The sequence below is a fragment of the Enterobacter sp. BNK-8 genome (genome assembly GCF_048685095.1).
GTDB classification, from domain to species: domain Bacteria; phylum Pseudomonadota; class Gammaproteobacteria; order Enterobacterales; family Enterobacteriaceae; genus Enterobacter; species Enterobacter quasiroggenkampii.
Genome location: NZ_JBLQTN010000001.1, coordinates 375,039 through 392,312 on the forward strand (window position 1 = coordinate 375,039; position 17,274 = coordinate 392,312).

A 17,274-nucleotide genomic window follows, 5' to 3' on the forward strand; every position below is an offset into this window, starting at 1 on the left:
CATGGCAGATTACCAGGGCAAAAAAGTCGTTATCATCGGGTTAGGCCTCACGGGCCTTTCCTGCGTGGACTTTTTCCTCGCACGTGGCGTGACGCCGCGCGTGATGGATACGCGTGTCTCTCCGCCGGGTCTGGATAAACTGCCGGAACAGGTTGAACGCCACCTTGGTGGTCTGAATGATGACTGGCTGCTGGCAGCCGATCTGATTGTCGCCAGCCCGGGTATGGCGCTGGCGCATCCTTCCCTGAGCGCTGCCGCAGATGCAGGTGTTGAGATTGTCGGCGATATCGAGCTGTTCTGCCGCGAAGCGCAGGTGCCCGTTATCGCGATTACCGGTTCTAACGGTAAAAGCACCGTCACCACCCTGGTGGGGGAAATGGCAAAAGCGGCGGGCATGAACGTCGGCGTTGGCGGTAACATTGGTTTACCTGCTCTGATGCTGCTGGACAAAGGCTGTGAACTGTATGTTCTCGAGCTTTCCAGCTTCCAGCTGGAAACGACCTCAAGCCTGCATGCTGCCGCTGCGACGATCCTCAACGTGACTGAAGATCACATGGACAGATATCCATTTGGTCTGCAGCAGTACCGTGCCGCCAAGCTGCGCGTTTATGAGAATGCCAAAGTCTGCGTAGTGAATGCCGATGATGCGCTGACCATGCCAGTGCGTGGCGCAGACGACCGCTGCATTAGTTTTGGCATCACCATGGGTGATTATCATCTGAACCGCCAACTGGGTGAAACCTGGCTGCGCGTGAAAGGTGAGAAAGTGCTGAACGTGAAAGAGATGAAGCTCTCTGGGCAGCACAACTATACCAATGCGCTGGCGGCGCTGGCGCTGGCGGACGCAGTGGGGCTGCCGCGCTCCTCAAGCCTGAAAGCATTAACCACGTTTTCCGGCCTGGCACACCGTTTCCAGCTGGCGCTGGAGCACAACGGCGTGCGCTGGATCAACGACTCCAAAGCCACCAACGTGGGCAGCACGGAGGCCGCGCTGAACGGCCTGCACGTTGACGGTACCTTGCATCTGCTGCTGGGCGGCGACGGTAAATCAGCGGATTTCTCGTCCCTGAAGCCGTATCTCTCCGGCGATAACGTCCGTCTGTACTGCTTCGGCCGTGACGGCAGCGAGCTGGCTGCACTGCGCCCTGAGGTCGCCGAGCAAACCGAAACCATGGAACAGGCGATGCGGCTGATTGCCCCTCGCGTGAAGCCGGGTGATATGGTGCTGCTCTCTCCGGCCTGCGCCAGCCTCGATCAATTCAAGAATTTCGAACAGCGTGGTGATGTCTTTACCCGCCTGGCGAAGGAGTTAGGCTGATGCGTTTATCTCTCCCTCGCCTGAAAATGCCGCGCCTGCCAGGATTTGGGATCCTGGTGTGGTTGCTTGCGGCACTCAAAGGCTGGGTGATGGGCTCTCGTCAAAAAGATAACGACAGCCTGATCATGTACGACCGCACGCTGTTCTGGCTCACGATGGGGCTCGCGGCGGTCGGCTTTATTATGGTGACGTCAGCGTCAATGCCCGTCGGGCAGCGTCTGGCGAACGATCCTTTCCTGTTTGCCAAGCGTGATGGTCTGTACATCATCCTGGCATTCTGCCTGGCGCTGGTGACCTTGCGTCTGCCGATGGAGTTCTGGCAGCGACACAGTACGGCGATGCTGATCGCGTCGATCATTATGCTGCTGATCGTTCTGGTGGTGGGGAGTTCCGTAAACGGGGCATCACGCTGGATCGCCTTTGGCCCGCTGCGTATTCAGCCTGCGGAATTTACCAAGCTCTCCCTGTTCTGCTACCTGGCGAACTACCTGGTGCGTAAGGTAGATGAAGTGCGTAATAACCTGCGCGGCTTCTTAAAACCGATGGGCGTGATTCTGGTGCTGGCGGTATTACTGCTGGCGCAGCCTGACCTCGGTACGGTGGTTGTACTGTTTGTCACCACGCTGGCCATGCTGTTCCTGGCGGGCGCGAAGCTGTGGCAGTTCATCGCCATCATTGGGATGGGGATTTCAGCGGTTGTGCTGCTGATCCTCGCCGAGCCTTACCGTATTCGCCGCGTGACCTCGTTCTGGAACCCGTGGGAAGACCCGTTCGGCAGCGGCTATCAGCTGACGCAGTCACTCATGGCCTTTGGGCGCGGTGAGCTCTGGGGGCAGGGGCTGGGTAACTCGGTACAGAAACTGGAGTATTTACCGGAAGCGCATACTGACTTCATCTTCTCCATTATTGCGGAAGAACTGGGTTATATCGGTGTGGTATTAGCGCTATTAATGGTATTCTTCGTCGCTTTCCGCGCCATGTCCATCGGCCGGAAAGCGCTGGAGATCGATCACCGTTTCTCAGGCTTCCTGGCCTGCTCAATTGGTATCTGGTTTAGCTTCCAGGCATTGGTTAACGTCGGGGCCGCAGCAGGTATGCTGCCGACCAAAGGTCTGACGTTGCCGTTGATCAGTTATGGTGGTTCCAGTCTGTTGATTATGTCGACGGCCATCATGCTGTTGTTACGCATAGATTATGAGACGCGTCTGGAAAAAGCCCAGGCGTTTACACGAGGTTCACGATGAATCAACCGAAGCGGTTAATGGTGATGGCAGGCGGTACCGGCGGACATGTGTTCCCGGGACTGGCGGTTGCGCACCATTTAATGGATCAGGGCTGGCAGGTACGCTGGCTGGGAACCGCAGACCGCATGGAGGCCGACCTGGTACCGAAACACGGTATTGAGATCGACTTTATTCGTATTTCCGGCCTTCGGGGCAAAGGCCTCAAGGCAATGCTGCTGGCACCGGTGCGCATTTTTAACGCCTGGCGTCAGGCGCGCACCATCATGAAGCGCTTTAAGCCCGATGTGGTGCTGGGCATGGGCGGCTATGTCTCGGGTCCAGGTGGGTTAGCCGCGTGGTCGTTAGGTATTCCCGTTGTGCTGCATGAGCAGAACGGTATTGCGGGTCTGACCAACAAATGGCTGGCGAAAATCGCCACCAAAGTCATGCAGGCATTTCCCGGCGCGTTCCCGAAAGCGGATGTGGTGGGAAACCCGGTGCGCGTAGACGTACTGGCACTGCCGCTGCCGGATGCTCGCCTGGCGGGCCGTGAAGGGCCGGTGCGTGTGCTGGTCGTCGGCGGCTCTCAGGGCGCACGTATTTTAAACCAGACGATGCCGCAGGTTGCCGCAAAGCTGGGTGATACCGTCACCATCTGGCACCAGAGTGGAAAAGGCGCTCAGCAGACCGTTGAGCAGGCTTACGCCGAGGCGGGGCAGCCGCAGCATAATGTGACGGAATTTATCGACGACATGGCGGCAGCGTACGCCTGGGCCGATGTCGTGGTTTGTCGTTCTGGCGCCTTAACGGTAAGCGAAATCGCTGCCGCGGGGCTGCCGGCTCTGTTTGTGCCTTTCCAGCACAAAGACAGACAGCAGTACTGGAATGCCCTGCCGCTTGAGAAAGCCGGTGCGGCGAAAATTTTTGAGCAGCCACAATTTACCGCCGACGCGGTCGCCACCACCCTGGCGGGCTGGAACAGAGACGTATTGCTTGAGATGGCTGAACGCGCGCGCGCGGCGGCTATCCCTGATGCGACGGAACGGGTGGCAAAAGAAGTGAGCCTGGCAGCCCAGGCTTAACCCTCGCAGCGCGTGAAGCGCGGCACGAATTTTAAGTAGTCGATGGCGTTTAGAGAATGAATACACAACAACTGGCAAAACTGCGTTCAATCGTGCCCGAGATGCGTCGCGTCCGGCACATTCACTTTGTTGGCATCGGTGGTGCTGGCATGGGCGGTATTGCCGAAGTGTTAGCTAACGAAGGCTATCAGATCAGCGGGTCTGACCTGGCGCCAAACCCTGTAACGCAGCAGCTGGCGTCGCTTGGGGCGACTATCTATTTCAATCATCGCCCGGAAAACGTGCGCGATGCGAGCGTGGTAGTGGTATCGAGCGCTATCTCCTCTGACAACCCGGAAATCGTTGCCGCGCATGACGCGCGCATTCCGGTGATCCGCCGTGCAGAAATGCTGGCGGAACTGATGCGTTTTCGCCACGGCATTGCGATTGCCGGGACCCACGGTAAAACCACGACCACGGCGATGGTCTCCAGTATTTATGCAGAAGCGGGTCTCGACCCGACGTTTGTCAACGGCGGCCTGGTCAAAGCCGCGGGCGTGCATGCGCGTCTGGGCCACAGTCGTTATCTGATTGCTGAAGCGGATGAGAGCGACGCGTCGTTCCTGCACCTGCAGCCGATGGTGGCGATTGTCACCAACATCGAAGCGGACCACATGGATACCTACCAGGGTGACTTCGAGAATTTAAAGCAGACTTTTATCAACTTCCTGCACAACCTGCCGTTCTACGGGCGCGCGGTGATGTGCGTAGACGATCCGGTGATCCGCGAGTTGCTGCCGCGCGTGGGTCGTCAAATCACCACCTACGGTTTCAGTGAAGACGCTGACGTCCGCGTGGAAGAGTACAAACAGATTGGCGCGCAGGGGCACTTCACGCTGGCGCGTCAGGACAAAGAGCTGCTGCACGTGACGCTGAATGCGCCAGGGCGCCATAACGCGCTCAATGCCGCAGCAGCAGTGGCCGTCGCGACGGAAGAAGGCATTGATGATGATGCGATCCTGCGCGCGCTGGAAAGCTTCCAGGGCACCGGTCGTCGTTTCGACTTCCTCGGTGAATTCCCGCTGGATCCGGTGAACGGTAAAGCCGGTACGGCGATGCTGGTGGACGACTACGGTCACCATCCAACCGAAGTGGACGCCACCATTAAAGCCGCACGTGCGGGCTGGCCGGACAAGAATCTGGTGATGGTGTTCCAGCCGCACCGTTTCACGCGTACGCGCGATCTGTATGACGATTTCGCCAGCGTCCTGTCGCAGGTAGACACCCTGCTAATGCTGGATGTATACGCCGCAGGCGAGACGCCGATTCCTGGCGCAGACAGCCGTTCTCTGTGTCGCACCATTCGTGGACGCGGTAAGGTTGACCCTATTCTGGTTTCTGACCCTGCCCAGGTGGCGGAAATTCTGGCACCGGTCCTGACAGGTAACGATTTGATTCTGATTCAGGGTGCGGGAAATATCGGCAAAATCGCCCGTACCTTAGCTGAAATCAAACTGAAGCCGCAAAACCAGGAGGATGAGCATCATGGCTGATAAGATTGCTGTCCTGTCTGGCGGCACCTCCGCCGAGCGCGAGGTTTCCCTGAATTCCGGCGCGGCTGTACTGGCGGGCCTGCGTGAAGGTGGCGTCAATGCGCACCTGGTTGACCCAAAAGAGGTCGACGTGACGCAGTTAAAAGCCATGGGCTTCGATAAAGTTTTTATCGCTTTACACGGTCGTGGCGGTGAAGACGGTACCCTGCAGGGGCTTCTGGATCTGATCGGCCTGCCGTACACCGGCAGCGGCGTGATGGCTTCCGCTATCTCTATGGATAAACTGCGCAGCAAGCTGCTGTGGCAGGGCGCAGGGTTACCTGTCGCACCATGGGTAGCGCTGACGCGGCGCGAATTTGAATTGGGCCTGTCGGATAGCGTTAATGCACGCATTGCTGAACTGGGCTTACCGGTTATTGTAAAGCCCAGCCGGGAAGGCTCCAGCGTGGGAATGTCCAAAGTCGACAAAGCTGACGATTTAGCATCCGCTTTAGCGCTGGCATTTCAACATGATGATGAAGTTCTGGTAGAAAAATGGCTTAGCGGGCCGGAATTTACCGTCGCGATGCTTGGCGAAGAAATTTTACCGTCAATCCGTATCCAATCCGCTGGAGTCTTCTATGATTATGAGGCGAAGTATCTCTCTGATGAGACGCAATATTTCTGCCCAAGTGGTCTTGAAGCTGAGCGTGAAGCCGAATTACAGTCCCTGGTGCTTAAAGCCTGGCATGTTCTGGGTTGCCAGGGCTGGGGGCGCATCGACGTGATGCAGGACCGGGATGGACAATTTTATCTGCTGGAAGCCAATACCTCTCCGGGAATGACCAGCCACAGCCTTGTGCCGATGGCCGCGCGTCAGGCGGGGATGAGCTTCTCGCAGTTAGTCGTTCGCATTCTGGACCAGGCGGGCTGATATGTCTCAGGCTGCATTGAACACGCGCAACCGCGATGACGAGGAAGAATACACCTCTTCACGCCGCAGTAATGGAACGCGTCTTGCAGGCATCATTTTCCTGCTCGGGGTGCTGTGCACCGTGTTTATCAGCGGCTGGATGGTCCTGGGCTGGATGGAAGATGCGCAGCGGTTGCCACTTTCTAAGCTGGTGGTCACCGGTGAGCGTCACTACACGCGTAACGACGATATTCGCCAGTCAATACTGGCACTGGGCTCGCCTGGCACCTTTATGACTCAGGACGTCAATATTATCCAGAGCCAGATTGAACGTCTGCCATGGATAAAACAGGCGAGCGTAAGAAAGCAATGGCCTGATGAATTGAAGATTCATCTGGTTGAATATGTGCCCATTGCGCGTTGGAATGATCAGCACATGGTTGACGTCGACGGAAATTCCTTCAGCGTCCCGGCCGATCGTGTCAACAAGCAAAATTTACCGATGTTGTATGGCCCTGAAGGCAGCGAAAACGAAGTGTTACAGGGTTTTCGTGAAATGGGTCAGGTTCTGGCGAAGGACAGGTTTACGTTAAAAGATGCTGCCATGACGGCGCGCCGTTCCTGGCAGCTTACGTTAACGAACGGCATTAAGCTCAACCTGGGGCGCGGGGACACCATGAAGCGTCTGGCGCGTTTTGTCGAACTTTACCCGGTTTTACAGCAGCAGGCACAGACTGACGGCAAACGGATAAGCTACGTTGATTTGCGCTATGACTCAGGCGCAGCAGTCGGTTGGGTACCGGCTCCGGTCGAGGAACCTAATCAGCAACAGAATCAGGCACAGGTACAGGCAGAACAACAATGATCAAGGCGACGGACAGAAAACTGGTAGTTGGACTGGAGATTGGCACCGCGAAGGTTGCCGCTTTAGTAGGGGAAGTTCTGCCCGACGGTATGGTCAATATCATTGGCGTGGGCAGTTGCCCGTCCCGTGGTATGGATAAAGGTGGGGTAAACGATCTTGAATCGGTGGTGAAGTGCGTCCAGCGCGCCATCGATCAGGCTGAATTGATGGCAGATTGCCAGATTTCTTCTGTCTATCTGGCCCTCTCTGGTAAGCACATTAGCTGCCAGAACGAAATCGGCATGGTGCCGATTTCCGAAGAAGAAGTGACGCAGGAAGACGTTGAAAACGTTGTGCATACGGCGAAATCCGTGCGTGTCCGCGATGAGCATCGCGTATTGCACGTGATCCCGCAGGAATATGCGATTGACTACCAGGAAGGGATCAAGAACCCGGTTGGTCTGTCAGGCGTTCGTATGCAGGCAAAAGTGCACCTGATCACATGTCACAACGATATGGCGAAGAACATTGTAAAAGCCGTTGAACGTTGTGGCCTGAAAGTTGACCAACTTATTTTCGCCGGTCTGGCGGCAAGTTATTCCGTGCTGACCGAAGATGAACGTGAACTGGGTGTCTGTGTGGTCGATATTGGTGGTGGTACAATGGACATGGCCGTGTATACCGGCGGTGCGTTGCGCCACACCAAAGTGATCCCGTACGCAGGGAACGTCGTGACCAGCGATATTGCTTACGCTTTTGGTACGCCACCGAGCGATGCAGAAGCGATTAAAGTGCGCCACGGCTGTGCGCTGGGCTCTATTGTTGGCAAAGATGAGAGCGTTGAAGTGCCAAGCGTCGGTGGTCGTCCACCGCGCAGCCTGCAGCGCCAGACGTTGGCAGAGGTGATCGAGCCGCGCTATACCGAGCTGCTCAACCTGGTCAACGAAGAGATTTTACAGTTACAGGAACAGCTTCGTCAGCAGGGTGTTAAACATCATCTTGCGGCGGGGATTGTATTAACCGGCGGTGCAGCGCAAATTGAAGGTCTTGCGGCCTGTGCACAGCGCGTGTTCCATACGCAGGTGCGTATTGGTGCGCCGCTGAATATCACCGGTTTAACGGATTACGCTCAGGAGCCGTATTATTCAACGGCTGTGGGCCTGCTCCACTACGGGAAGGAATCTCATCTCAGTGGTGAAGCGGAAGTGGAAAAACGCGTCTCAGTGGGGTCGTGGGTCAAACGACTGAACAACTGGTTGCGAAAAGAGTTTTAATTTTTTTAAGAGACCGGAGAGAATTAGCGGTCTCGGGCGACAGGCACAACGGAGAGAGAAATTATGTTTGAACCTATGGAACTGACCAACGACGCGGTGATTAAAGTCATCGGCGTCGGTGGCGGCGGCGGTAACGCCGTAGAGCATATGGTGCGTGAACGCATTGAAGGTGTTGAATTCTTTGCAGTTAACACCGATGCACAGGCACTGCGTAAGACGGCTGTAGGCCAGACTATCCAGATCGGCGGTGGTATCACCAAAGGGCTGGGAGCAGGGGCTAACCCGGAAGTGGGCCGCAATGCGGCTGAAGAAGATCGTGAAGCCCTGCGCGCTGCACTGGAAGGTGCGGACATGGTCTTCATTGCAGCAGGTATGGGTGGCGGTACCGGTACCGGCGCAGCACCTGTTGTAGCTGAAGTGGCTAAAGATTTAGGTATCCTGACCGTTGCTGTCGTGACCAAGCCTTTCAATTTTGAAGGCAAGAAGCGTATGGCCTTTGCGGAGCAGGGTATCACCGAGCTGTCCAAGCACGTTGACTCGCTGATCACCATCCCGAACGACAAGCTGTTGAAGGTTCTGGGTCGCGGTATCTCCCTGCTGGACGCCTTCGGTGCAGCAAACGACGTGCTGAAAGGCGCGGTTCAGGGTATCGCTGAACTGATTACCCGTCCTGGCCTGATGAACGTTGACTTTGCAGACGTTCGCACCGTGATGTCCGAAATGGGCTACGCGATGATGGGCTCTGGCGTGGCGAGCGGCGAAGACCGTGCAGAAGAAGCGGCTGAAATGGCCATCTCTTCTCCACTGCTGGAAGATATCGATCTGTCTGGTGCACGTGGCGTGCTGGTCAACATTACCGCTGGCTTTGACCTGCGTCTGGATGAGTTCGAAACCGTGGGTAACACTATCCGTGCGTTCGCCTCTGACAACGCTACCGTGGTAATCGGTACTTCGCTTGACCCTGAAATGAACGACGAGCTGCGTGTTACCGTTGTTGCGACTGGTATCGGTATGGACAAGCGTCCTGAGATCACCTTAGTGACCAACAAGCAGACTCAGCAACCGGTAATGGATCGTTACCAGCAGCACGGTATGTCTCCGCTGACTCAGGAGCAGAAACCGGCCGCGAAAGTGGTGAACGACCCAACGCCGCAAACGGCGAAAGAGCCAGATTATCTGGATATCCCGGCGTTCCTGCGTAAGCAAGCTGATTAAGAATTGGCTGGAATTAGGGGATTTGCGCTCTTTGTGCTAAACTGGCCCACCGTTAGTGATATACACTCTCGGTTGGATAGTTAATTTGGCGAGATTATACGATGATCAAACAAAGGACACTTAAACGTATCGTTCAGGCGACGGGTGTCGGTTTACATACCGGCAAGAAAGTCACGCTGACGTTACGCCCTGCGCCGGCCAATACCGGGGTCATCTATCGTCGCACCGACTTGAATCCACCGGTAGATTTTCCGGCCGATGCCAAATCTGTGCGTGATACTATGCTCTGTACTTGTCTGGTGAACGAGCATGACGTGCGGATTTCTACCGTAGAGCACCTGAACGCCGCCCTGGCGGGGCTGGGTATCGACAACATTATTGTTGAAGTCGATGCGCCAGAAATCCCGATTATGGATGGCAGTGCTGCACCGTTCGTCTATCTGTTGCTGGATGCCGGCATCGAAGAGCTGAACTGCGCGAAGAAATTTGTTCGCATCAAAGAGACCGTTCGCGTCGAAGATGGCGACAAGTGGGCTGAATTCAAACCGTACAATGGTTTCTCGTTGGACTTTACCATCGACTTTAACCATCCGGCGATTGATTCCAGTACCCAGCGCTACGCGATGAACTTCTCTGCTGATGCGTTTATGCGCCAGATCAGCCGAGCCCGTACGTTTGGCTTCATGCGTGATATCGAATATCTGCAGTCCCGCGGCCTGTGCCTGGGCGGCAGCTTCGATTGTGCCATCGTTGTTGACGATTATCGCGTACTGAACGAAGACGGCCTGCGTTTCGAAGATGAATTCGTTCGTCACAAAATGCTGGACGCTATCGGCGACCTGTTTATGTGTGGTCACAATATCATTGGTGCATTTACCGCGTTCAAATCCGGTCATGCGCTGAACAACAAACTGTTGCAGGCCGTCCTGGCAAAACAGGAAGCCTGGGAATATGTGACCTTCGAAGACGAAGCAGAACTGCCGCTGGCTTTCAAAGCGCCAAACATGGTTCTGGCGTAACGGTTCACGCCGTTTCGTAAAAAATCGACTGGTTAACCTGGTACTCTCTCCGACCAGGAAGACCAGTCGTTTTTATTTTTGCCCTTCTTCGTTTGCCCCAGCGTTATCTCTTGTTTGTCTTGCGCAGAAAATGCGTGCGTTAGCTGCATTCTTGACCGTTTTTCCCCGCGGTGGCACCTCATTCCTGCTGATGTGCATTGGCTTTAGTGGTAATATCTGGGCGCTTAAAAAAATAACTTAAAAGTAGCCTGTTACAGGCTGGCTTATGTGGTGGAGCAAGTGAGCGGAATACTGACGCGCTGGCGACAATTTGGCAGACGTTACTTCTGGCCGCATCTCTTATTAGGGATGGTCGCGGCGAGTCTCGGCTTGCCTGCGCTCAGCAACAGTGCCGAAGCGGCGACGCCAGCGAAGACCTCTACTACCAAACACGATCTCAACACGCGGGTTAACTTTACAAACCTGGCGTGGCTTGAAGCCAGCCGCCGCCCGAATTTCTCCGTTGATTACTGGCACCAGCACGCTATCCGCACGGTTATCCGCCATCTCTCCTTCGCGATGGCGCCCCAGGCAATGCCTGTGGCGGAAGAGACGCTGCCGGTGCAGGCACAGCATCTTGCCCTGCTGGACACGCTTAATGCTCTGCTTACGCAGGACAGCCAGCCGCCGGTCATGGTGCGCGAGACGGCGCAACGCGCGCTCGTTCCTCCTGTTTCATTCTCTGTATCAACCTGGATTAGCCAGGTTCACGGCATTCGAGCCGGGCCTCAACGCCTCAGCTAAATTAACTTTTTCAATACCTTAATTTATTTGCCCATGATGGGGCGTTTGAGAATTTATTATGCTAATCAAATTATTAACTAAAGTTTTTGGTAGTCGTAACGATCGTACCCTGCGCCGTATGCGCAAAGCTGTTGCCGTCATCAACGGTATGGAACCGGCGATGGAGAAGCTCTCTGATGATGAGCTGAAAGCGAAAACGGCGGAATTCCGTGCGCGTCTGGAAAAAGGTGAAACCTTAGAAAGCCTGATCCCGGAAGCGTTTGCTGTCGTGCGTGAAGCAAGTAAGCGCGTGTTCGGCATGCGTCACTTCGACGTTCAGCTGCTGGGCGGTATGGTGCTTAACGAGCGCTGCATCGCGGAAATGCGTACCGGTGAAGGTAAAACCCTGACCGCAACGCTGCCGGCTTACCTGAACGCGCTGACCGGTAAAGGCGTTCACGTCGTTACCGTCAACGACTATCTGGCGCAGCGTGATGCCGAAAACAACCGTCCACTGTTCGAATTCCTCGGTATGACCGTCGGTATCAACATGTCCGGCCTGCCTGCGCCAGCCAAGCGTGAAGCGTATAACGCGGATATCACCTACGGTACCAACAACGAATACGGCTTCGACTACCTGCGTGACAACATGGCGTTCAGCCCTGAAGAGCGTGTCCAGCGTAAGCTGCACTATGCGCTGGTGGATGAGGTGGACTCCATCCTGATCGATGAAGCGCGTACTCCGCTTATCATCTCCGGCCCGGCTGAAGACAGCTCCGAGATGTATCGTAAAGTCGACAAAATCATTCCACACCTGCTGCGTCAGGAGAAAGAAGACTCGGATACCTTCCAGGGTGAAGGCCACTTCTCCGTTGATGAAAAAGCGCGCCAGGTGAACCTGACCGAACGTGGTCTGGTGAAAATTGAAGAGCTGCTGGTTGCTGAAGGCATTATGGAAGAGGGCGAGTCTCTGTACTCCCCGAGCAACATCATGCTGATGCACCACGTGACCGCCGCGCTGCGTGCCCACGCGCTGTTCACCCGTGACGTCGACTACATCGTAAAAGACGGCGAAGTGATCATTGTCGATGAGCACACCGGCCGTACCATGCAGGGGCGTCGCTGGTCTGACGGTCTGCACCAGGCTGTAGAAGCCAAAGAAGGCGTGGATATTCAAAACGAAAACCAGACGCTGGCGTCTATCACCTTCCAGAACTACTTCCGTCTGTACGAGAAGCTGGCGGGCATGACCGGTACTGCCGATACCGAAGCGTTTGAATTCAGCTCTATCTACAAGCTGGATACCGTGGTCGTTCCAACCAACCGTCCGATGATCCGTAAGGATATGCCGGACCTGGTGTACATGACCGAAGCGGAAAAAATTCAGGCGATCATCGAAGATATCCGCGAGCGTACTGCTAAAGGCCAGCCGGTTCTGGTGGGGACCATCTCCATTGAAAAATCCGAAGTGGTTTCTCACGAGCTGACCAAAGCGGGTATTAAACACAACGTACTGAACGCCAAATTCCACGCCAAAGAAGCGGACATTGTTGCGCAGGCAGGTTATCCGGCTGCGGTAACCATCGCCACCAACATGGCGGGTCGTGGTACCGATATTATGCTGGGCGGTAGCTGGCAGGCCGAAGTGGCTGAGCTGGAAAACCCAACGCCTGAACAGATTGCGCAGATTAAGGCCGACTGGCAGGTGCGTCACGACGCGGTGCTGGCATCCGGCGGTCTGCATATCATTGGTACCGAGCGTCACGAATCGCGTCGTATCGATAACCAGCTGCGTGGTCGTGCGGGTCGTCAGGGTGATGCCGGTTCTTCCCGCTTCTACCTGTCGATGGAAGATGCGCTGATGCGTATTTTCGCCTCCGACCGCGTGTCCGGCATGATGCGTAAGCTGGGCATGAAACCTGGCGAAGCCATTGAGCACCCGTGGGTCACCAAAGCGATCGCGAACGCCCAGCGTAAAGTGGAAAGCCGCAACTTCGATATTCGTAAGCAACTGCTGGAATACGATGACGTGGCTAACGACCAGCGCCGTGCGATCTACACCCAGCGTAACGAACTGCTGGACGTATCCGATGTGAGCGAAACCATCAACAGCATTCGTGAAGATGTGTTTAAAGCCACGATTGATGCGCATATTCCTCCTCAGTCTCTGGAAGAGATGTGGGACATCGAAGGCCTGCAGGAACGTCTGAAAAACGACTTTGACCTCGATCTGCCTATCAAAGAGTGGCTGGATAAAGAGCCTGAGCTGCACGAAGAGACCCTGCGCGAGCGTATCTACGAAACCGCGCTGGATGTTTACAAGCGTAAGGAAGAGGTTGTTGGCGCTGAGATGATGCGTCACTTCGAAAAAGGCGTGATGCTGCAGACGCTGGATTCCCTGTGGAAAGAGCATCTGGCGGCGATGGACTACCTGCGTCAGGGTATCCACCTGCGTGGCTATGCGCAGAAAGATCCGAAGCAGGAATACAAGCGTGAGTCCTTCTCCATGTTTGCCTCTATGCTTGAGTCGCTGAAGTATGAAGTGATCAGCACCCTGAGCAAGGTTCAGGTGCGTATGCCGGAAGAGGTAGAAGCGATGGAGCAGCAGCGTCGTGAAGAAGCCGAGCGTCTGGCACAAATGCAACAGCTGAGCCATCAGACCGACGACAGCGAAGCTGCAGCGGCGATCGCCGCGCAGACTGGCGATCGTAAAGTGGGTCGTAACGATCCGTGCCCATGTGGCTCCGGTAAAAAGTACAAGGCGTGCCACGGGCGTCTGAGCTGAATTCATAAAAAAACAAAAAGGCGCAGACATCTGCGCCTTTTTTATGGAAGTAACAATATGAAAATACTGCAAATTGCCGTCGGGATTATTCGCAACCCGCAAAAGCAAATCTTTATCACCCAGCGCGCTGCCGACGCCCATATGGCGAACAAATGGGAGTTTCCAGGCGGAAAAATTGAGGCTGGTGAAACCCCGGAAGCGGCGCTGGTTCGCGAGCTTCAGGAAGAAGTCGGGATCACCCCGCTTGGCGCAACGCTGTTTGATAAGCTCGAATACCAGTTCCCGGACAGGCACATTACGCTGTGGTTCTGGCTGGTGGAAAACTGGGAAGGTGAACCCTGGGGAAAAGAGGGGCAGCCGGGTAACTGGGTGGCGCTTCAGGCAAGTGATGCCGAAAAATTCCCGCCAGCTAATGAGCCTGTGATCCTGCGGCTCGTTGCACAACCGAAGGCCTGCTAAGCGACGCGCCAGCAGGCTTTACAGATTACTGCTGGTTTTCACTCCAGTCGTCGCTGTCCGAGAGATCGCCTTTACTCGGAATACGTTTCTCTTCCGCCGCCCATTCGCCCAGGTCAATAAGCTGGCAGCGTTTGCTGCAGAATGGGCGGAACGGACTCACTTCGCCCCAGACAACGGTTTTGCCACAGGTAGGGCAGTTTACGGTGGTGACATCAGACATCGGCACTCCTTAACAACAGGCCAGTTCAAAATCGAGGCGTTCCGGCACGGTGCCATTTTCGCTGTCCAGAGGCATAAAGCGAATCGCAAAGCGGCTCTTATGCCCGGAAATTTGCGGATAAAGCTGTTCGCCAAGCGATAAATTCAGGCGCAGAAGATCGGCATCATCACCGTTGTCCTGGTAGAAACCATTCAGGCTGGTTTGCTTGCGGAACGGCGCTGAGTTACGGATCAGATCGAGGATCAGCGACAGCGTCTGGTGCATCGGCTCCAGGCTTGCCAGCCAGCTGTTCACCTGCGCGTCACGCTGGGCTTGTGGCATATGGAGCCACATATGCAGCGTCGGCAAGTCGAAGCTGCAGCAACCGCCAGGGATGCTCAGGCGCTGGCGCACCAGGCCAATCAGGCGGTCCTCACGCAAAAACTGCCCGACGCGCGGTGCAGCCATCAGGATGCTGCTGCTGGTTTTAAGCTGCTGGCGAAGGGAATCGATACGGCTTACATCCACCCCCGGAACCTCAGCCCATGCCTGTAATTTACGCTGCTGACGCTCCAGCTCTTTAAGCAATTCTGTGCGGACATCGCCGCGTTCAATCACATCCAGCAGATCGCCTACATTGCGGAAGAAATGCAACGCCGTAGCATGATCGTTAACCGGCAGATGTTGTGAAAGCTGCTGAATGAGGAATTCGATGCGCAGCCAGGTACGCATTTTTTCGTTGAGCGGATGCTCAAAAAGGATGTGTGTCGACATTATGGTTTTTCCTGTGCAACGGCCTGCGCGGCAAACGTCAGATACTGCGCGTGCAGACGGGCAACATCCGATGCAATGGCATCTGGTGCGCCGTTATTATCAATGACATCATCCGCCACGGCAAGGCGCTGAGCGCGCGTGGCCTGAGCGGCAAGAATGTGTTCAGCATGCTCGCGCGAGACGTGGTCGCGCGTCATGGTTCTCTGGATTTGCGTTTCGGGGGTGACATCAATCACCAGCACCCGGTCGGCTTTCTTCTGCAGCTGATTTTCAACCAGCAGCGGAACCACCCACAAGACATAGGGCGAGCGGGCCGCGGCGATCTGACGCTGCGTTTCCTGGTGGATGATGGGGTGGAGAAGGCTATTAAGCCAGGCTTTTTCCGCAGAATCGGAAAAAATGCATTCGCGAAGCTGGCGGCGATTCAGGGTGCCATCGTCATTGATAATTGTCTGACCAAAATGTTCTGCGATGGCCTTTAGCGCGGGTGTATTGGGCTCTACCACCTGGCGGGCAATAATATCGGCATCGACAATCGTGATACCCAAACGAGAAAACGCGTCCGCAACGGTACTTTTGCCACTACCGATGCCGCCGGTTAATGCAACGATATACCCCATTAAATAAAATCCTGGGAATTATTCATTATAAAAATCAGTTGATTAAAAATCACAGATGCGCCAGTCACTGTTTAGCCCTGTTTACCGGCTTTTTACCAGGTAAATTTATAGGATTGTAGCGTAAAAAAAGAGAATTTCGCAGTCTTGCGGAGCAGGTATTAGTGCGTATGATAGCGTCACTGGAGTTGTGCTTTTAACATATTTGCCTCTAACCCCAGGAATCCGCACATGCGTATCGAAGAAGATCTGAAGTTAGGTTTCAAAGACGTTCTTATCCGCCCTAAACGCTCTACACTGAAAAGTCGCTCAGACGTTGAACTCGAACGTCAATTCACCTTTAAGCATTCCGGTCAGACGTGGTCTGGCGTGCCGATCATCGCTGCCAATATGGATACTGTGGGAACCTTTGAGATGGCAACCGCGCTGGCACAGTTCGATATTCTCACCGCCGTTCACAAACATTACAGCCCTGAAGAGTGGGATGCGTTTGTTGCGTCCGCCTCTGCTGATGTGGTGAAGCACGTGATGGTCTCCACCGGCACCTCCGATGCGGATTTTGAGAAGACCAAACAGATCCTGAAGGCTAACCCGGCGCTGAACTTCGTTTGTATTGATGTGGCGAACGGTTACTCCGAGCACTTCGTACAGTTCGTCAGCAAGGCGCGTGAGGCCTGGCCGACGAAAACCATCATCGCGGGCAACGTGGTGACCGGTGAAATGTGTGAAGAGCTGATCCTCTCCGGTGCCGATATCGTGAAAGTAGGGATTGGTCCGGGCTCCGTATGCACCACACGCGTCAAAACCGGCGTCGGTTATCCGCAGCTCTCTGCCGTCATTGAATGTGCCGACGCGGCGCACGGGCTGGGCGGCCAGATCATCAGCGACGGCGGTTGCACCATGCCGGGTGATGTTGCAAAGGCCTTCGGCGGCGGCGCGGACTTCGTGATGCTCGGCGGTATGCTGGCAGGCCATGAAGAGAGCGGCGGTACCGTCGTTGAAGAGAACGGCGAGAAATTTATGCTGTTCTACGGCATGAGCTCTGAGTCTGCGATGACCCGCCACGTCGGTGGCGTGGCAAAATACCGCGCGGCAGAAGGCAAAACCGTGAAGCTGCCCCTGCGCGGCCCGGTTGAAAACACCGCACGCGATATCCTTGGCGGCCTGCGATCTGCCTGCACCTACGTGGGCGCCTCCCGCCTGAAAGAGCTGACAAAGCGTACGACGTTTATTCGCGTTCAGGAACAAGAAAACCGCGTATTCAATAGTCTGTAATGGC

General features: G+C 55.4%; 16 protein-coding genes. 13 read left to right on the plus strand and 3 right to left on the minus strand.

Annotation, left to right across the window (positions count from 1 at the left end):
• Position 1: 1 nt before the first annotated feature.
• The 12 genes from murD (at position 2) to mutT (ending at position 14,405) form a co-directional block, all read left to right on the plus strand.
• Positions 2-1,318 carry a UDP-N-acetylmuramoyl-L-alanine--D-glutamate ligase gene (gene murD, locus ACMGGU_RS01805; protein WP_395299798.1) on the plus strand — a complete coding sequence of 439 codons (1,317 nt, stop codon included), beginning with the start codon at positions 2-4 and terminating at the stop codon, positions 1,316-1,318.
• The gene (gene ftsW / locus ACMGGU_RS01810) at positions 1,318-2,562 is read left to right on the plus strand and encodes a cell division protein FtsW (RefSeq protein WP_420300208.1); all 1,245 of its coding nucleotides are present in this window, start codon (positions 1,318-1,320) and stop codon (positions 2,560-2,562) included. The genes murD and ftsW overlap by 1 nt, the downstream gene beginning before the upstream one ends.
• A complete protein-coding gene (murG, locus tag ACMGGU_RS01815) occupies positions 2,559-3,623 on the plus strand; it encodes an undecaprenyldiphospho-muramoylpentapeptide beta-N-acetylglucosaminyltransferase (RefSeq protein WP_196365495.1) in 1,065 nt (354 codons plus the stop codon). Before ftsW ends, murG begins: the two co-directional genes overlap by 4 nt.
• Before the next feature lie 56 nt (positions 3,624-3,679).
• Positions 3,680-5,155: a UDP-N-acetylmuramate--L-alanine ligase gene (murC, locus tag ACMGGU_RS01820; RefSeq protein WP_023293287.1), complete on the plus strand. Its 1,476-nt coding sequence runs from the start codon at positions 3,680-3,682 to the stop codon at positions 5,153-5,155.
• On the plus strand, positions 5,148-6,068 hold the full coding sequence (locus ACMGGU_RS01825) for a D-alanine--D-alanine ligase (RefSeq protein WP_420300209.1): 921 nt from the start codon (positions 5,148-5,150) through the stop codon (positions 6,066-6,068). The genes murC and ACMGGU_RS01825 overlap by 8 nt, the downstream gene beginning before the upstream one ends.
• A 1-nt stretch (position 6,069) precedes the next feature.
• Positions 6,070-6,912: a cell division protein FtsQ gene (gene ftsQ / locus ACMGGU_RS01830; RefSeq protein WP_023293285.1), complete on the plus strand. Its 843-nt coding sequence runs from the start codon at positions 6,070-6,072 to the stop codon at positions 6,910-6,912.
• Positions 6,909-8,165, plus strand: coding sequence for a cell division protein FtsA (gene ftsA, locus ACMGGU_RS01835; protein ID WP_006173845.1), 1,257 nt, complete (start codon positions 6,909-6,911; stop codon positions 8,163-8,165). The genes ftsQ and ftsA overlap by 4 nt, the downstream gene beginning before the upstream one ends.
• A 63-nt stretch (positions 8,166-8,228) precedes the next feature.
• Positions 8,229-9,380, plus strand: coding sequence for a cell division protein FtsZ (ftsZ, locus tag ACMGGU_RS01840; protein ID WP_008501978.1), 1,152 nt, complete (start codon positions 8,229-8,231; stop codon positions 9,378-9,380).
• A gap of 101 nt (positions 9,381-9,481) precedes the next feature.
• Entirely contained in the window at positions 9,482-10,399 is a 918-nt protein-coding gene (gene lpxC / locus ACMGGU_RS01845) for a UDP-3-O-acyl-N-acetylglucosamine deacetylase (protein WP_010426966.1), read from the plus strand.
• Between the two features lie 279 nt (positions 10,400-10,678).
• Entirely contained in the window at positions 10,679-11,182 is a 504-nt protein-coding gene (secM, locus tag ACMGGU_RS01850) for a secA translation cis-regulator SecM (protein ID WP_167213990.1), read from the plus strand.
• A gap of 58 nt (positions 11,183-11,240) precedes the next feature.
• Positions 11,241-13,946, plus strand: coding sequence for a preprotein translocase subunit SecA (secA, locus tag ACMGGU_RS01855; protein WP_021240521.1), 2,706 nt, complete (start codon positions 11,241-11,243; stop codon positions 13,944-13,946).
• Between the two features lie 57 nt (positions 13,947-14,003).
• Positions 14,004-14,405 carry an 8-oxo-dGTP diphosphatase MutT gene (gene mutT, locus ACMGGU_RS01860; protein ID WP_045907799.1) on the plus strand — a complete coding sequence of 134 codons (402 nt, stop codon included), beginning with the start codon at positions 14,004-14,006 and terminating at the stop codon, positions 14,403-14,405.
• A gap of 25 nt (positions 14,406-14,430) precedes the next feature.
• On the opposite strand, the gene yacG is transcribed toward mutT, so the two are convergent.
• Genes yacG through coaE form a run of 3 tightly spaced genes read right to left on the minus strand, consistent with a single transcriptional unit; the run spans position 14,431 to position 15,998 of the window.
• Positions 14,431-14,625: a DNA gyrase inhibitor YacG gene (yacG, locus tag ACMGGU_RS01865; protein WP_063620788.1), complete on the minus strand. Its 195-nt coding sequence runs from the start codon at positions 14,623-14,625 to the stop codon at positions 14,431-14,433.
• 9 nt (positions 14,626-14,634) lie between these two features.
• Complete coding sequence (gene zapD, locus ACMGGU_RS01870; protein WP_008501972.1) at positions 14,635-15,378, minus strand: cell division protein ZapD; 744 nt, start codon at positions 15,376-15,378, stop codon at positions 14,635-14,637.
• Positions 15,378-15,998 (minus strand): dephospho-CoA kinase, encoded by a 621-nt coding sequence (gene coaE / locus ACMGGU_RS01875; protein ID WP_252073772.1) that lies wholly within the window; start codon positions 15,996-15,998, stop codon positions 15,378-15,380. The genes zapD and coaE overlap by 1 nt, the downstream gene beginning before the upstream one ends.
• A 228-nt stretch (positions 15,999-16,226) precedes the next feature.
• Between coaE and ACMGGU_RS01880 the strand changes: the two genes are divergently transcribed.
• Positions 16,227-17,270, plus strand: a complete 1,044-nt coding sequence (locus ACMGGU_RS01880) for a GMP reductase (protein WP_023293282.1) — start codon at positions 16,227-16,229, stop codon at positions 17,268-17,270.
• The last annotated feature ends 4 nt before the right edge of the window (positions 17,271-17,274 follow it).

What these genes read in the sequence shown, in the direction of transcription:
- murD (WP_395299798.1), top strand. Translation starts at nt 2, where the DNA reads ATGGCAGATTACCAGGGCAAAAAAGTCGTTATCATCGGGTTAGGCCTC.
- ftsW (WP_420300208.1), top strand. Translation starts at nt 1,318, where the DNA reads ATGCGTTTATCTCTCCCTCGCCTGAAAATGCCGCGCCTGCCAGGATTT.
- murG (WP_196365495.1), top strand. Translation starts at nt 2,559, where the DNA reads ATGAATCAACCGAAGCGGTTAATGGTGATGGCAGGCGGTACCGGCGGA.
- murC (WP_023293287.1), top strand. Translation starts at nt 3,680, where the DNA reads ATGAATACACAACAACTGGCAAAACTGCGTTCAATCGTGCCCGAGATG.
- ACMGGU_RS01825 (WP_420300209.1), top strand. Translation starts at nt 5,148, where the DNA reads ATGGCTGATAAGATTGCTGTCCTGTCTGGCGGCACCTCCGCCGAGCGC.
- ftsQ (WP_023293285.1), top strand. Translation starts at nt 6,070, where the DNA reads ATGTCTCAGGCTGCATTGAACACGCGCAACCGCGATGACGAGGAAGAA.
- ftsA (WP_006173845.1), top strand. Translation starts at nt 6,909, where the DNA reads ATGATCAAGGCGACGGACAGAAAACTGGTAGTTGGACTGGAGATTGGC.
- ftsZ (WP_008501978.1), top strand. Translation starts at nt 8,229, where the DNA reads ATGTTTGAACCTATGGAACTGACCAACGACGCGGTGATTAAAGTCATC.
- lpxC (WP_010426966.1), top strand. Translation starts at nt 9,482, where the DNA reads ATGATCAAACAAAGGACACTTAAACGTATCGTTCAGGCGACGGGTGTC.
- secA (WP_021240521.1), top strand. Translation starts at nt 11,241, where the DNA reads ATGCTAATCAAATTATTAACTAAAGTTTTTGGTAGTCGTAACGATCGT.
- mutT (WP_045907799.1), top strand. Translation starts at nt 14,004, where the DNA reads ATGAAAATACTGCAAATTGCCGTCGGGATTATTCGCAACCCGCAAAAG.
- yacG (WP_063620788.1), bottom strand. Translation starts at nt 14,625, where the DNA reads ATGTCTGATGTCACCACCGTAAACTGCCCTACCTGTGGCAAAACCGTT.
- zapD (WP_008501972.1), bottom strand. Translation starts at nt 15,378, where the DNA reads ATGTCGACACACATCCTTTTTGAGCATCCGCTCAACGAAAAAATGCGT.
- coaE (WP_252073772.1), bottom strand. Translation starts at nt 15,998, where the DNA reads ATGGGGTATATCGTTGCATTAACCGGCGGCATCGGTAGTGGCAAAAGT.
- ACMGGU_RS01880 (WP_023293282.1), top strand. Translation starts at nt 16,227, where the DNA reads ATGCGTATCGAAGAAGATCTGAAGTTAGGTTTCAAAGACGTTCTTATC.